We start from the raw sequence: 15,341 nt of genomic DNA, 5'->3' as shown, positions 1-15,341 counted from the left end.
CGGCGGTGCAACCGGACCCGTGCGACGTTCACGGCCCCGGCCATAGCGCTGACCGGCGTAGCTGCCTGCGTGATGCGATGTTGAGCTTCCCGAAGATCTTGGTCAGATGCCACTCGATGGTCCGTGGACTGAGGAAGAGCCTGGCGGCGATCTCGGGGTTCGTCAGACCCGCGGCTACGAGCCTTGCAATCTGCTCCTCGCGTGAGCTGAGTCCGCAGTCGGTATCAACGGAGCGCCTTCGGACCGGCTCTCCGGCCGCCTGCAGCTCGCGCGCGGCGCGGCGGGCGAACGCTCTGGCGCCCATCACGGTGAACATTTCGTGGGCGAGGCGAAACTGCTCACGCGCATCAGCCTGCCGGCGCTCGCGGCGCAGCCATTCGCCGTAGAGCAGGTGGGCGCGGGCGAGCGCCCCGCGGACGTGGGTGCGGCTGAGCCGGGAGATCGCCTCGCGGTAGAGCCGATCGGCCGCCTCGTGCCCACTCACGAGGGCTCGCGAGCGGGCCTCGACCCCTAAAGCCCAGTCGGTCCCGCTGGCGCGGGTCGTCTCCGTGAGTCGTTGGAGGGCGGCGTGGGCGTGCTCGGGCCTCCCACTGCGGGCGGCCGCCTCGACGAGTTCGACCAGAATCCCCCATGCCGACAGGCCCAGCTCCGGTGGGGACACGTCACCGACCTGACTGGCCGCAACGAACGCATCGTCGTGTCGGCTCAAGCTGTTGCAGAGCAACGCTTCCGCCCACCGGGCGACGGTCAGACCGAAGCCTTCACCCCGGATCGCCACCTCTGCGACCGTGGCGTTGATCAATCTGAAAGCTTCGGCCACTCGGCCTCCCCACGCAGCGACCAACATGGCAGCCATCGGTATAGGGGGGCTTCCGGTTGCTTGAGTGGCCTCCTCCGCCTCCTCGATCAGCGGTGCTGCGGCCGGCAGCTTGCCGAGGAACGTGTAGACGACGGTTCGCAAGGTCAAGGCGAGTGGAAGCACCGCGAGCGCACCGCCGTCCCGGGCAAGCCGGACGTACCGATCGGCGAGGACAGCCCAGGTCCCGTCGTCCCACGTGTGCGCGGCTGTCGTGGAAGCGAGCCAGAGCCAGCGCAGCCCCTCGTCCTCGGGAAGGTTGGAGCCGCGGAACGCGTGGAGCGCTCGCCTCATCATCGGCACTCCCGCGGCGTATCCGTCCGTGAGCCGAGTCGCCACGGCATCGAGGAGAAGATCGCCTGCGCCCGGGAACTGCGTGGCGCGCGGTGCGGCTCGTGCGGCCTCGGCGATCTCCCGCAGGCCGGCACCGGCGAACATTGCCGCCGAGAGGCCTTCGAGGTAGGTCTCACGGGCCAGCCTGACGTCGAGCGGCTCCAGCCCCCTCGCCACCTTGAGCAGCAAGCGGGGCGCGTCGCCCCCGCGGCGCTCGGTGAACGCGATCTGGGCACACAGCAGCTCCGCCCGGGCACGCCGAAGATCGTCCAGCGGTTCCGATTCGGCCAGTGATAACAGGCCCCGGGCGGCGCCGGTCATCCCGGCCTGGTGTCTGGCCTGCGCCGCGGCCAGCACACGCTCCGCCTGGCGAGCCGGCTCGAGCGTCAGTTCGGCCGCCCGCTCGAGTAATGCCGCGGCTGCGGCTGGGCCGCCACGCGCCCGCGCCCGGCCGGCCGAACGCTCGAGCTCTGCAGCGATCTCCTCGTCCGGCCCGGCCGCCCCATGACCTCGGTGCCAGGCGCGGCGATCGGGATCCGTCCCCGAATCGGTGACCTCTGCCAACAGCCGGTGTGCGTGCTGCCGCTCCTCCAGGGACGCCGCCTGGCAGACCACAGCGCGAACCATCGGATGCGGGAACCGCACCCGAGCGCCGATCTCGATCAATCCGGCCGCAGCCGCCGGCGCCACAGCGTCGGCGCCGATCCCGAGCAGCCCGGCGGCCCGCCAGACCAGCACCGAATCACCCACCGGTTCCACCGCGGCCACGAGCAAAAGCCGCCGCGTCTCCTCCGGCAGCGCCACGATCCGTTCCAGGTAGCTCGCGTCGATCCGCCCTGGCAGCGTCCCTCCGCTCAGCAGCCCGCTGGCGAGCTCGGCCGACGTCGCTTCCCGAAGCAGCTCCAGCAGCGCCAGCGGGTTGCCCCGGCTCTCGGCAACGATCCGGTCGAGCACCTGCTCGTCCACCGGACCGCGCAGAGCAGAGCCCAGCAGCGCCCGTGCCTCCTTGTCGGGCAGCCCGCCGACGACGAGCTCCGGCAGACCGGACAGATCCAGCTCGTGGGGCTCGCGGACAGCCAGGATCACAACGACCGACTCGACGCCCAGGCGCCGGGCCACGAACGTCAACGTCTGAACAGACGCGGTATCCAGCCACTGAGCGTCATCGATCACGCACACCAACGGCCGTTCGCGGGCCACCTCGGCCAGCAAACCCAGCACCGCAAGGCCCACCAGGAACCGGTCCGGTGCTGGTCCGTCCCCCACCCCGAACGCCGTGTACAGCGCACCACGCTGCGGACCTGGCAACCGCTCCGCCCAGCCCAGCATCGGCCTGCACAAGTGGTACAGCCCCGCGAAGGCCAGCTTCAACTCCGACTGGACACCGACCACGCGCTCCACCCGACAACCCGACGCCCGTCCGACGAGGTCATCCAGCAACGCCGTCTTGCCCACACCCAGCTCACCGCGCACCACAAGTGCCCGGCTCTCGCCTCTCGTGACGGCCTTGAGCAGCCGGTCGAGCACCTCCCGCTCGTCGCTTCGGTCCAGCAGCACCAGCTCACCATCCCCGGCCACCCCGGCGCTTCGACCGCGTGGAAGCCGCCAGCGGTCGTGGACAGGCGCCGCCGGGACGGGTCGAAGCCAGTTTGGTAGGTGATCATCGGCCCGATAGCTGTTCACGAACACGGCAGTAGTTCCTGTTCTGTTGGCAGTCTGGGCGAGGCACGAGCGACGAGCAGGCCAGCCGATCCGGACAGTCCTGACGCACACGCCACACAACCGCTCTCGGCCGACACAGCCGCCCCCTGATGAGGCGACCTCCGCTGAGCATCACGCTGCCGCAGCGGAACACTCATCAATCCCGTAGAAACCCCCGGTCTCCGGCCCCGGTGGGGCCTCCAAGCGCCTCGGCGTCTGCGACGATTGCGGACCGGGCGCTCAGCTCCCGGAGGTGCTCGACCACCCGCGCAAAGCCTGCCCGCGGTAAACCCCGGCTGAGTCCGCCTATGTCTCCTGCGCTGCGCCGCTGGGTATAGAGGCCCGCTCCCGTGCGTTGCTGAGCGACGGCAAGGCTGCCGAGGGCGCATACCGCGAGTCGATCGACCGCTTCGGTCGCAGACGGACCGCCGAGACAGCCAGCGGTCTCACCAGCCAGGAGATGCAGATCGTCGCAGCCCTTTCGCTGATTCGGGCTCCCCTCCCGGCGCGAGTGGCGGTCGTCCCTCACGCTCCCACCGGAATCCAGGGCGACACCCGATCCCGGTCGAGGAGATCGGGCCGCCCCAGCGAACCCAGCATGCTGTGCACGGCGACCTCGGCGTCCCGAGTCCAGTCGTGGCACTGCTGCTTGGACCGGCACAGCAGCGGCGCACGGCCCTGTGCGGCGGCGACGATCGCTCCGGCGTCGGCCCTGACCTGCTCGTTCTCGGTGGCCGGGTCACGAAGCTGCATGCCCGCCGAGGCAACGATCTCCGCGACATCGGACAGGCGGGTCTGCAGCCACTCCCACGGCGCGGCCTTGACCGCCTTGTCCCAGTGCCGCTCACACGGCTCGACCCCCACGAAGTGCGGGTGAAAGTGCGCCGCCTCGAACGCTCCGGGGCTGCCGTCGAGACGATCGAACAGGTCCGCCCGCCACACCGGCTGATCGACCACGATCACCTGAGCAGCCGACTCGGAACCACGGCGCGGTTGGGGGGCCAGCAGGCGAATCTCGACGCGCGCACCGTGCTCCATGTGGCTGTCGGTGAGGTCGATCTCGAACCAGTGCCGTACGAGAACGGCAACCTCATTGAAGACGAAGGCATGCTGCACGTGCTGCTCCTGTCAGATCGCCGGGTTCTCCGGTTGCGGATACCTGCCTACCGCCCCGGCAGGCCGGTGGCCAGTGGCGTGATCGTGATCGACGACAGCCGACGGGTCTACGCCGACCGACCGGAGCGGCATGCCGCAGAGCCTTCTGCGGTCACCTGGGAGTCCGCGGGATCGCCGCCGTGCCCGGCCAGACTCGGGTTCAGCCGGACGGCGACCAGACTGGCGACCGTGGTGATCGCCAGGACCCCGACAATGACCAGCAAGGACACCGCGATGCTGACCTCGGAGACCGGGATCGGCTGCCCGGCGTTGAGGAACGGCATCTGGTTCTCGTGCAGCGCATGCAGCACCAGCTTCACGCCGATGAACCCGAGGATGACGGCGAGGCCGTACGGCAGGAAGACCAGTTTCTTGAGCAGCCCGCCGAGCAGGAAGTACAGCTGGCGCAGCCCCATCAGCGCGAACGCGTTGGCGGCGAACACCAGGAAGGACTCCTGGGTCAGGCCGAAGATCGCGGGGATCGAGTCGAGGGCGAACAGCACGTCGGTGAACCCGATCGCGATCATCACGATGAGCATCGGGGTCACCCAGCGCTTGCCGTCGAGCTTCACCGTGGTCTTCGAGCCGTGGAACCTCCCTGTCACCGGCAACACACGGCGCACCAGCGAGACGATCTTCGGTTCCTTCCACTCCTCGTCGTCATCGCCCATACCTTGCCGGACCATGTTGGCTGCGGTGTAGATCAGGAACGCGGCGAAGATGTAGAAGACCCAGCTCAGGGCGTTGATCGCTGCCGCGCCGACGGCGATGAACGCGCCACGCAAGATCAGCGCGATCACGATGCCGAGCAGCAGCACGCGGTGCTGATGGACCGCCGGCACCGCGAACGAGGACATGATGATCACGAAGACGAACAGGTTGTCGACCGAGAGCGAGTACTCGGTGATGTACCCGGCGAAGAACTCGCCGGCGTACTGCGCGCCGGCGAAGTACCAGATACCCAGGCCGAAGAGCACGGCGAGCGCGACGTAGAAGAGCACCCAGCGGGTGACTTCGGAGATCGTCACAGCGTGGGGTCTTCGCGAGACGATCAGAAGATCGATCAGGATGATGGCGAGGAGGCCGCCGACGGTGGCGAACCAGAGCCACAGGGGGACGTTCACGGGGACTCCAAATGTCATGTCGAGGGTTGCCCGAGGTCTCCCCCATCGATCCCGATGACCGGCGCCGGCGAGGCGTCCCGGAAGCCGGGCGCAGCGTGAGCCCCGACGAGCGGGGCGCACAGCGTGCCGGTGAACCTGTCCGGAGCCACGAGGATCCGTTCGGCGGGTGGGGAGTTCATCGCCTCGATCCAGGTCGATGGGCTGGGGGCGTCGAGCGCGGGGTCGGAAAGATCCTCGAACTCGACGATCCCGTCGATGTCGAGGCGCATCGCGATCTTGGTGATCCTCTCAAGGATGATCTCAACGACGACCGGCGCCCGGTGTTCGGTCATGAGCTCGGCGTAGGGCGACAGGATTCGGCAGCGAGCCGATTCCGTCGATCTCGACCGTCACCCGGTCACCCGGGACCATCGGGCCGACACCGGCCGGACTGCCGGTCAGCACCACGTCACCGGGTCGAAGCGTGATCCACCGCGTCACGTAGGCGAGGATCGTGTTCACCCCGAAGATCATCTGCTCGGCGCCCGACTGCTGCACCGCCCGGTCACCGAGCCGCGTCGTGATGGTGAGGGAGCCCGAGTCCGGAGGCTCGGTCTCGATCCAGGGGCCGAGCGGGCAGAACGTGTCCGCGCTCTTGGCCCGCGCCCACTGGCCGTCGGCCCGCCAGTCGTGGGCGGTGACGTCGTTCGCGCAGGTGAAGCCGAGAACGTGGTCCATCGCGTTCTCGGGCCGGACCGCCCGGGCGAGTTTTCCGATCACGACGGCCAACTCCCCCTCGTACTCCAGCCGCTCGACCTCGGGCGGCGCCTGGATGGCGGCCTCGGGACCGATAACGGAGTTGGGCGACTTCAGGAACAACGCCGGACGATCCGGCCAGGGACGTCCCTTCTCCTCGACCTGGCTGGCGTAGTTGCTTCCCACACAGACGATGGTTCGCGGGTCGCAGGGCGCCAATAAGGTCACCTCGTCGAGCCGGGCGATGACGGCTCCCGCGGTGTTGTCGCCCTTCTCATCGGAGCCGAGCGCGCGGACGAGGTCCCCCGTCGGTGAGGGCTCGATGACACCCCGGCCCTCACGGCCCTCGATGTCGTAACGGACGATGCGCATGAGGTCTCTCAGTCCCGTGGCGCCGCACCCGCGAGGGCCTCGCGGACCAGCTCGAGTGGGTGCCACGCAGTCCGGCCGACCCCGTGGAAGATCTGCTGACGACACGAGACGCCCGTTGCCGCGACGATCGTGTCCTCGGGTTCCGACTCGATGGCAGGGAACAGCCGGTCACGACCCACCGTCATCGAGGTCTCGTAGTGCTCGGCCTCGAACCCGAACGATCCGGCCATGCCGCAGCAGCCCGACTCGATCTCGACGACCTCCAACCCCGGGATGCGTCGCAGCAGCGCCATCGTTGCGGCCGTGCCCACCTCGGCCTTCTGGTGACAGTGGCCGTGGAACACGACTCTCCGCCCGCGGAGCCACGAACTCTCGTCGAGCCGGAGCCGCCCCTCGTCGATGGCCGCGGTGAGCAGCTCCTCGACCTGCCGTACCCGCTGCTTGACCTGCGCGACCTCCGGCATGTCCGAGAGCAGCGCGACCGTCTCGTCGCGCAGAGTGAACACACACGAGGGCTCGCATCCGACGATCGGCGACCCGGGCACGGTGTCCCGGGCGAGCGAGGTGACCAGGCCTGCGGCCTTCTTCCGTGCGTCGTCGAGCAGCCCCTTCGACAGGCTCGACCGGCCGCAGCAACCGCCGCCGGCCATCTCGACGTTCCACCCGGAGGCCTCGAGCAGTTCGATGGCGGCCTTGCCGATGTGCGGTTCGGTGAACGTCGTGAAGGAGTCGGCCAGCCAGTTCACCGTCCCGACCGTGCCCGCCGCCGGCCGGCTCCGTCGGCGACCGCGGCGCTTGTTCCAGCGAAGGAGGTTGTCGCGGGCGAACTCCGGCATCGGCCGCGCCGCGGCGAGCCCGACCGTGCGCTCCATGAGCGCGCGCATGACGCCCCACCGTCCCGGCAGGTTGGATATCGGGGCGGTGGCCGAGCCGAGCCGGTTGAGCAGCCGGATGGAGCCGAAGATGCGCGACCGCATCGGCGTGCCGTGCACCTCGTGATGGTGATGCAGCGTCTCGGCCTTGAGCGCCGCCATGTCGACACTCATCGGGCATTCGCTCTTGCACGCCTTACACATCAGGCAGAGATCCAGGATCTCGTGCAGCCGTTCGCCGGCAAGCGCGGCGTGGGGGTCGGGCTCCGACAGGGCCTTCACCAGCGCGTTGGCCCGCCCTCGGGTGGAGTGCTCCTCCTGCAGGGTCGCCTGGTACGAGGGGCACATGACCCCGGCCGCGGTCTTGCGGCAGACGCCGATGTTCATGCAACGGTCGGCCGCGTCACGCATCCCGCCACCGACGACCTCGAACCGCAGCATCGTCTTCAGCGGGGGCGCCGGCGTGAGCGCGTCGCGGTCCCGGAGGTTCTCGGTCATGGACGGGGCGTCGACGATCTTGCCGGGATTCATCAGCCCGGCCGGGTCGAACAGCCGCTTGACCATGCGCATGGCGTCGTAGAGCTCGTCGCCGAAGATCTCCCGGTTGAACTCGCTGCGCGCCAAACCGTCGCCGTGCTCGCTCGAGTTGACCCCGCCGTACTCGCGGACGAGGTTCTTGATCTTCTCCGCGACGTGTCGCATGGTCTCGACCTGCGCCGGGTCGGTGAGGTCGACGAACGGCCGGATGTGCAGGCAGCCCACCGAGCAGTGCCCGTAGAAGCCGGCCTCGAGCCGGTGCTCGTCGAGGATCTCCTTGAAACGCTTCGTGTACTCGGCCAGGTGCACCGGTGGCACCGCGGTGTCCTCGATGAACGCCAAGGGCCGTCGTGTCCCCTCGCCTGCGGCCATCAGCAGCCCGAGACTGGACTTTCGGACCTTCAGCAACGCGGCCTGCTCGGCCGCCGTGACGGCCTTGAGCGTGTGATAGCCGTGTCCGTTGCTATCCCACAGGGACGCGAGGTTGTCGAGCTTCTCGACGAGCTCGGCCTCATCGTCGCCCGAGAACGACACGAACAGCAGCGCCGCAGGGTCGCCGACGAGATGGTGTCCCAGGTCCGCGTACTCGATCTTCCTCCGGGACAGGTCGAGGATCGTCTTGTCCATGAGCTCGACCTGGTGCGGGTGACAGCTCAATGCGTCCTCTGTCGCCGAGATCGCCGCGTGGGTGGTCTCGAAGTGGCCTACCGCATAGACGGTCTTCCTGGGCTTCGGCACCAGGTCGACCAGCGCGCGGGTGGCGACGACAAGGGTTCCCTCCGCTCCGACGACGAACTTGGCCAGGTCGAACGGGTTGGCCTCGCCGTAGCCTGCCAGCCGATCCAGCCGATACCCGCAGGCCCTTCGCCAGAACATCGGCATTCCGGTCGCGATGGCCTTCTCATTGGCCGTCACCAACTGGGGCAGCTCGCGGTAGATGCGGCCTTCGAGGGTGTCCGCCTCGGCCCGGCGCAGGCGCTCGTCCTCGTCCACGGGCTCGAAGCGGGCGCACGACCCGTCGGAGAGGACGACGTCGAGGGCACGGATGTGATCGATCGTCATGCCGAAGGTCAGCGAGCCACTACCCGCCGAGTTGTTCCCCAGCATGCCGCCGATGGTCGCGCGGTTGCTCGTGGACGTATCGGGCCCGAACATCAACCCGTGCTCTGCGGCGGCCCTGTTGAGCTGGTCCTGTACGACCCCGACCTCGACGACCGCGGTCCGGGCGTCCGGGTCGATCTCGAGGATGCGATTCATGTGGCGGGAGAAGTCGAGCACCAGGCCGGGCCCGACGGTCTGGCCCGCGAGACTGGTGCCTGCACCGCGGGGAACGATCGGGACACCGAAGTCGGCGGCCGTCCGCACCACGGCCACCACGTCGTCCTGATGGCGCGGGAACACGACCCCGGCAGGCACGATCGAGTACATGCTCGCGTCCCGCGAGAACAGGTGGCGGGTGTAGTCATCGAAAGCGACCTCGCCCGCGACACGGGACCGGAGGACGCGCTCCAGATCGGTCCCGTACTCCGCTCGACGGGCGCTGTCGATCAGCTCGGCGGTCATGATGGTCAACCTCTCGCGTCGAATCGGGCGGGCCGGCAGTGCGACGGCGTCGGGCGCACGCCGGTCAGCCGGCCTGCAGGCGCTCCAGCGCAGCATCGAGGCCGCGCGGATCGGCGGGGATCCCCGCCAGGTTGAGCCCCATCTGCACACCGGCGAGGGTCCCCGCGAGCGTGAGGTCGTTGAATGCCCCGAGGTGACCGATCCGGAAGACCTTTCCGGCGAGCTTGCCCAGACCCGCTCCCAGCGACATGTCGAACGTGTCGAGAATGACCGCACGAATCTTGTCTGCGTCGACTCCCTCCGGCACGAGCACCGCCGTCAGCGAGCCGGAGTACTCACGTTCGTCGAGGCAGAGAACCTCCAGGCCCCAGCCACGCACGGCCGCGCGAGTCGCTTCCGCGTGACGGGCGTGGCGGGCGAAGACGTTCGGGAGCCCCTCCTCGTCGAGCAGGCGCAGAGCCTCCTTGAGGCCGTACATGAGGTTGGTGTTCGGCGTGTACGGAAAGAACCCGCGCTGATTGGCCGCAAGCATCGGCGCCCAGTCCCAGAACGTCTTGGGCAGGGTTGCCGACCTGGACGCCTCGAGAGCCTTGTCGCTCACGGCATTGAAACTCATGCCCGGCGGCAACATCAGCCCTTTCTGGGATCCGGCGACCGTGACGTCGACGCCCCACTCGTCGTGGCGGTAGTCGATCGAACCCAGCGACGAGATGGTGTCGACGAGCAGGAGGGCCGGGTGCTCGGCCGTGTCGATAGCCGCACGGACGTCGGCGACCCGGCTCGTGACGCCCGTCGACGTCTCGTTGTGCACGATGCATACGGCCTTGATCGTGTGCGCGGTGTCCGCAGTGAGCTTCTCGGCCACCACCTCGGGGTTGGCCCCGTGCCGCCAGTCCCCGGGCACGAAGTCCACCTCGAGCCCGAAGCCACGTGCCATCTCCTGCCACAGGGTGGAGAAATGACCGGTCTCGAAACAGAGGACCTTGTCTCCCGGACTCAGCGTGTTGACCAGCGCCGCCTCCCACGCTCCGGTGCCTGTGGCCGGGTACATGATCACCGGCTTCGTGGTGGCGAAGACCCGCTTGACGTCGCGGAGCAACTCGAGGCCGAGGGCTGCGAACTCGGGCCCGCGATGGTCGATCGTCGGCGCCGACATCGCCCTCAGCACCGAGTCCGGGACGTTCGTCGGGCCTGGGATCTGCAGGAAGTGTCGGCCTGTGGCAGTGGTCATGTCTGTCCTCCGGACTGCGGACGTGAAGCTGGCTCGGCCTAAATCCGCATAGCGGAAAAGTTATACCGTCTGGCGAACTGTAGCCGTAGCCTTGCTTCGCGTCGAGACCCGTCGGCCGCCCTGCCGTTCGGACGGCAACGACGGGCGGCACCCGTCTTGACGGGTCGGCGTCACGTCGACGATACTCGATCCCGGAATTGTTTTTCCGCATCGCGGATCAAATGAGGTTCTCTCGCGCGCTCCCCGACATCGCGTCACCGCCGACCCCAGGGGGATCACATGTCGATACAACTCGTCACGATCGTGGCGTTGGCTCTGGTCTTCGTGATAGCCACGGTGCTACCGGTCCACATGGGCGTGCTGGCGTTCGTCGCGGCGTTCGTCGTGGGGATCGCCTTCGCCGGTCAGAGCACCGACGACATCGTGGCGGGCTTCCCCGGCGATCTGTTCGTCATCCTCGTGGGGGTGACGTTGCTCTTCGCCATCGCCAAGGGCAACGGAACCGTCGACTGGCTGGTCCAGGTCGCTGTCCGCGCGGTGGGAGGCCGGATCGCCCTCATACCGTGGGTCATGTTCATGGTCACGGCCGCCCTGACGGCCGTGGGCGCGGTCGTACCCGCCGCCGTCGCGATCATCGCCCCGATCGGCATGGGTTTCGCGACGCGGTACCGGATCAACCCCATGCTGATGGGCCTGCTGATCATCAACGGAGCCAGCGCCGGCGGATTCTCGCCGATCAGCATCTTCGGCAGCATCGTCAACGGTGTCGTGGGACGGAACGCCCTGCCGAGCGACCCAGGCCTGCTGTTCCTGTCCTCCTTCCTGTTCAACCTCGTGCTCAGCGGCATCGTGTTCTTCCTCTTCGGCGGTCGCGAGCTGATGAATCGCCAAACCCCCACCATCAGCATCGTCCCCGCGCGCGACAAGGCGGACATGCTGCAGGTCAGCGCGTCACAGACCGCGCACGTCGAGCACGTCACGCGTACCGCGACCGCGGTTGGCACCGGCGGCGCGGGCACGCCGAGCAGTGGCGGCACCGGAACAGCACCGGACGCGTCCGAACCGACTCCCATGAGGGACATCCCCGCCGGTACCGAGCCCGGGAGCCGGGACGAGACCGATGAGAAACCTGCCTCCCTGACGCGCGACCACGTCCTGACTCTCCTGGGCCTGGCCGCCCTTGCGATCGGAGCCCTGGCGTTCGGACTCGACGTGGGTTTCACCGCCCTCACCGTGGCCGCGCTGCTGTCACTCGCCTCGCCGGCGTCGGCGAAGGCCGCGATCGGTCAGGTGGCCTGGCCGACGGTGCTGCTGATCTGCGGCATCGTCACGTTCGTCTCGCTGATGGAGAAGGTCGGGACGATCGACTGGCTCGGCCACTTGGTCACGACGATCGGCGCACCCCTACTGGCTGCGATCATCATCTGCCTCATCGGGGCCATCGTCTCCGCGTTCGCCTCGACCACAGGCATCCTCGGGGCGCTCATCCCGCTCGCCGTGCCATTCCTGCTGGCAGGCCACATCGGCGCGGTCGGCCTGATCATCGCGCTGTCGATATCGGCGTCGGTGGTCGACTCGTCTCCCTTCTCGACGAGCGGGGCACTCGTCGTCGCCAACTCCCCGGAAGCCGGGCGCGAACGGGTCTTCCGGGGATTGATGGTGTGGGGCTTCAGCATGTGCGCCCTCGCTCCGATCGCGACATGGCTGATCTTCGTCGTCCCGGGATGGTTGTAGCGCGACCCCGGCGGCGCGGCTCTGCTCCCCGGAGCCGCGCCGCTTCGGCTTGTAGGCTCCAGCTCAGTGGCCCTCGGCTCGGACATTCGGAGGGGAACGACGTGGTGCGACCCGCCAGCAGCAGTGGCTCGAACGGAGTCCAGTCGATCGATCGCGCCTTCGTGCTCCTCGACGTACTGGCGCAGGCCGGGAGCGCCATGGCCGCAAACGAACTGGTCACCGCATCCGGCCTCCCCCAGCCCACCGTCCACCGCCTGACCCGCACGCTCATGGAGTCCGGCCACGTGCGCCAGCTGGACAACCGTCGCTACACGCTGGGCCCGCGGCTCATCAGCCTCGGCGAGGGCGCAGCACGCATGCTCGGGGCGCGGGCGCAGCCGGATCTCGCTGTGCTCGCCGTCGAGATCGGAGAGACGACCAAGCTGGCGCTGCTCGACGGCGAACGCGCCGTGTACGTCGCGCAGGTGCCGGGCCGTCACTCGATGCGCATGTTCACCGAGGTCGGTCGCCGGGTCTACCTGCACAGCACGGGCGTCGGCAAGGCAATCCTCGCGCAGCTACCCGCCGAGTCGGTGCGGAGGGCGCTGCTGGCCGCCGCGACGCCGCGGCTGACCGACCGGACACTGGTCGACGTCGAGGAGATCCTCGAAGAACTGGAGAAGATCAGGCAGACAGGGTACGCCGACTCCGACGAGGAGCAGGAAGTCGGCCTTCGGTGCATCGCAGTGGCGGTTCCAGGCGCTCCGACGCCGGCCGCCATCTCGTTGTCGGGCCCCACGTACCGGCTGACCCCCGACAGGACAGCCGAAGCCGTCCGTCACCTGCACTCCACAGCTCAGCGAATGTCAGAATACTTCTCGTGAGACCGCCCTACCCGGCCCTCGACATTCCGGGTCACGAGGTAAGCGGTCGGAATCAGCTTGCTGTCACCAGAATCGGTCTCGCACTGGCGTTGTCAGGCGAAACGTTTGGCCACGGCGGTTGCGGTCGCGCGCAGTAGCGGCACCACTCTCTCCATCACTTCGGCAGTGAGTCGACTTTCCGGCCCGGACACCGAGATCGCCGTCAGCGTCGGCGCGTCGGGTACGGGAACCGCGACGCAGCGGACACCGAACTCGTGTTCTCCGTCGTCGACCGCGTGGCCTCGTTCGCGGATCTCGGCCAGGACCTGCAGGAGAACGTCGAGATCGGTGATCGTCCGATCCGTCATCGCAGGCATGCCGGTCGAAGTCATGATCCTTCGTACCGCGGAGTCGGGCATCTGCGAGAGCAGCGCCTTGCCCACGCCCGTGGCATGAAGGTGGACACGGCGTCCTAGCTCGGTGAACATGCGCATCGAGTGGTGCGAGGGAACTTGGGCGACGTACACAGCCCGATCCCCGTCGTACAAGGCCATGTTCGCTGTCTCGCCAGCGACATCAGCGAGCTCCCGCAGATCGGGTTGGGACCCGGCGGCCAGCATTCGCGAGGCGCTTTCACCGAGTCCGACAAGCCGAGGTCCGAGCGTGTACTGCCGTGAAGCGTTCTGCCGTACATGGCCGGACTCGGTTAAGGTGCGAATGATTCGGTGGATCGTCGGCAGCGGTAGGCCTGACGCCGCGGCTAGTTCACTGATGGACATCTGGCCTCCGGCCTCTGACATCAGATGCAGCAGGTGGAAGGCTCGCCCGACCGACTGCACTCCGACCGACGTTTCCGCGGCCAATTGTTCCTCCGATCGGGTGCGGAGGAGCTGACGTCTCAATAACTCCTCGGCGGAAGTCTACTCGTGCCGCTCCTACCGACTACTGGTCCGCCGCGAGTCCTCCTGAATCCGACGAGCACCGCGACGACGGTCATGCGGGACGAGTCCTGCCCGCAGCAGCCGCTTCCCGCATGGCGGAGTCCCGGGACGGGCTGATCCGGATCATCAGTCGATGCCGGGAACCGGGACGGGTCGCGATCCGATCGCCAGCGACTGGGCGCCCATGACGCCGACGAGCGATGCCGCCACCGCCGGACGCACCGGAACCAGCGGCAGCGCACCGTGCTCGATCGTGGCGCGGAACGCGGTGAGCATCAGCGCCGTCCCCTCGGCGCGCCTTTCGACCTTGTCACCCGCCAGAAACAGCGGCGGCGGTGTTCGCTCCTCGTCGCGGACCTCTCCGTCGTCGCTCGCCCAGCCCTCGGTTCGAACCCGGATCGACCAGGCCCGCTCTCCCGGGCCGCGTCCGGACTCGACCAGCCCGCGGCTGCCCCGCACCGACACCCAACTCCAGTGGCTGTCCGCTTCGCCCTGCAGGAACCCGTGCCGGGTCACGGCCAGCGCTCCGGTGGACAACCGGACCATCATGACCACCGCGGCGCGTCGGTTCGTCTCGTCCACGGCGAATGCGCTGACCTCCACGGGTCGCGCCCCGGTGATCGCCAGCACCGGGGACAGCGTGTGGGTGCAGTACGCGGTGGCTGCGATGCGCCCCCTCCAGTGCGACGGGTCCCCGATCAGCGCGTCCACCATCTCCGGTGACATGCCGTGCAGGTAGTCCGCCTCGATCAGCTCGACCCTGCCCACCTCGCCGCGGTTGACCACCTCCCGGATCGCGCGAACGTGTGGGTGGGCGACGTAGTTCTCCGCCAGTGAGTAGGTCGCAGCCGAACCGTCGACAGCCTCGATGAGCCGGCGCCCCTCCTCCGCGGTGGTGCAGGCTGCGGACTCGGACAGCACATGCACACCCTGTGCGAGGAACGCCATCGCCGGCGGCGCGTGCGCGTCGAAGTCGTTCGCCAGCACCACACCGTCGAGGTCGAGGGTGAGCAGGTCCTCCCACCGAGCGGTCAGGTCCGCATCGGGCAATCGGGCCGCCGCAGCGGCGCGGGTCTCGGGGTCGCGATCACAGCCGGCCACCACCTGCAGACCGACGCGCCGCGACCAATCCGCCAGGTAGAGGCCCATCTTGAGACCCACGACTCCCAATCGCGGGCCACTCGCCATCGTCATCGGATCCGCACCGTCCCCCCGCTGCGACATGCGTGGCGGACCAGGGTGCCAGGTTCACCGTCCTCCGCGAGCTGATTGGGAACGCCCCCAGAAGTCGGTTGCAGCGATTACGTAAATTCGTAATATCGGCACCACTAGGGGGAGGAAGCAC

At 68.4% G+C, this 15,341-nt stretch carries 11 protein-coding genes; 2 read left to right on the top strand and 9 right to left on the bottom strand.

What is annotated here, in order from left to right; genetic code table 11:
* Window positions 1–28: 28 nt before the first annotated feature.
* From MMF94_RS11625 to MMF94_RS11595, 7 genes are all read right to left on the bottom strand, one after another.
* Entirely contained in the window at window positions 29–2,746 is a 2,718-nt protein-coding gene (locus MMF94_RS11625; protein ID WP_241036369.1) for a LuxR C-terminal-related transcriptional regulator, read from the bottom strand.
* 669 nt (window positions 2,747–3,415) lie between these two features.
* A complete protein-coding gene (locus MMF94_RS11620) occupies window positions 3,416–4,006 on the bottom strand; it encodes a hypothetical protein (protein ID WP_241036368.1) in 591 nt (196 codons plus the stop codon).
* A gap of 107 nt (window positions 4,007–4,113) precedes the next feature.
* Complete coding sequence (locus MMF94_RS11615; RefSeq protein WP_241036367.1) at window positions 4,114–5,169, bottom strand: TerC family protein; 1,056 nt, start codon at window positions 5,167–5,169, stop codon at window positions 4,114–4,116.
* Between the two features lie 14 nt (window positions 5,170–5,183).
* Window positions 5,184–5,501, bottom strand: coding sequence for a hypothetical protein (locus MMF94_RS11610; RefSeq protein WP_241036366.1), 318 nt, complete (start codon window positions 5,499–5,501; stop codon window positions 5,184–5,186).
* Window positions 5,470–6,276 carry a fumarylacetoacetate hydrolase family protein gene (locus tag MMF94_RS11605; protein WP_241036365.1) on the bottom strand — a complete coding sequence of 269 codons (807 nt, stop codon included), beginning with the start codon at window positions 6,274–6,276 and terminating at the stop codon, window positions 5,470–5,472. Before MMF94_RS11605 ends, MMF94_RS11610 begins: the two co-directional genes overlap by 32 nt.
* Window positions 6,277–6,284: 8 nt before the next feature.
* Window positions 6,285–9,248 carry an FAD-binding and (Fe-S)-binding domain-containing protein gene (locus MMF94_RS11600; protein ID WP_241036364.1) on the bottom strand — a complete coding sequence of 988 codons (2,964 nt, stop codon included), beginning with the start codon at window positions 9,246–9,248 and terminating at the stop codon, window positions 6,285–6,287.
* Between the two features lie 64 nt (window positions 9,249–9,312).
* A complete protein-coding gene (locus tag MMF94_RS11595; protein ID WP_241036363.1) occupies window positions 9,313–10,479 on the bottom strand; it encodes a pyridoxal-phosphate-dependent aminotransferase family protein in 1,167 nt (388 codons plus the stop codon).
* 279 nt (window positions 10,480–10,758) lie between these two features.
* On the opposite strand from MMF94_RS11595, the gene MMF94_RS11590 reads away from it, so the two are divergent.
* Window positions 10,759–12,213 carry an SLC13 family permease gene (locus tag MMF94_RS11590; protein ID WP_241036362.1) on the top strand — a complete coding sequence of 485 codons (1,455 nt, stop codon included), beginning with the start codon at window positions 10,759–10,761 and terminating at the stop codon, window positions 12,211–12,213.
* A gap of 104 nt (window positions 12,214–12,317) precedes the next feature.
* Window positions 12,318–13,076, top strand: a complete 759-nt coding sequence (locus MMF94_RS11585) for an IclR family transcriptional regulator (protein ID WP_379660452.1) — start codon at window positions 12,318–12,320, stop codon at window positions 13,074–13,076.
* A 92-nt stretch (window positions 13,077–13,168) separates the two neighbouring features.
* On the opposite strand, the gene MMF94_RS11580 is transcribed toward MMF94_RS11585, so the two are convergent.
* Both MMF94_RS11580 and MMF94_RS11575 read right to left on the bottom strand, forming a co-directional pair.
* A complete protein-coding gene (locus MMF94_RS11580) occupies window positions 13,169–13,918 on the bottom strand; it encodes an IclR family transcriptional regulator (RefSeq protein ID WP_277398701.1) in 750 nt (249 codons plus the stop codon).
* A gap of 204 nt (window positions 13,919–14,122) precedes the next feature.
* Window positions 14,123–15,190 (bottom strand): Gfo/Idh/MocA family protein, encoded by a 1,068-nt coding sequence (locus MMF94_RS11575; RefSeq protein ID WP_241036360.1) that lies wholly within the window; start codon window positions 15,188–15,190, stop codon window positions 14,123–14,125.
* Window positions 15,191–15,341: the final 151 nt, after the last annotated feature.

Source organism: Pseudonocardia alaniniphila, assembly GCF_022524485.1.
GTDB lineage: Bacteria > Actinomycetota > Actinomycetes > Mycobacteriales > Pseudonocardiaceae > Pseudonocardia > Pseudonocardia alaniniphila.
This window is presented reverse-complemented; position numbering and strand designations above follow the sequence as displayed.

What these genes read in the sequence shown, in the direction of transcription:
- MMF94_RS11590 (WP_241036362.1), top strand. Translation starts at nt 10,759, where the DNA reads ATGTCGATACAACTCGTCACGATCGTGGCGTTGGCTCTGGTCTTCGTG.
- MMF94_RS11575 (WP_241036360.1), bottom strand. Translation starts at nt 15,190, where the DNA reads ATGACGATGGCGAGTGGCCCGCGATTGGGAGTCGTGGGTCTCAAGATG.
- MMF94_RS11595 (WP_241036363.1), bottom strand. Translation starts at nt 10,479, where the DNA reads ATGACCACTGCCACAGGCCGACACTTCCTGCAGATCCCAGGCCCGACG.
- MMF94_RS11610 (WP_241036366.1), bottom strand. Translation starts at nt 5,501, where the DNA reads ATGACCGAACACCGGGCGCCGGTCGTCGTTGAGATCATCCTTGAGAGG.
- MMF94_RS11605 (WP_241036365.1), bottom strand. Translation starts at nt 6,276, where the DNA reads ATGCGCATCGTCCGTTACGACATCGAGGGCCGTGAGGGCCGGGGTGTC.
- MMF94_RS11600 (WP_241036364.1), bottom strand. Translation starts at nt 9,248, where the DNA reads ATGACCGCCGAGCTGATCGACAGCGCCCGTCGAGCGGAGTACGGGACC.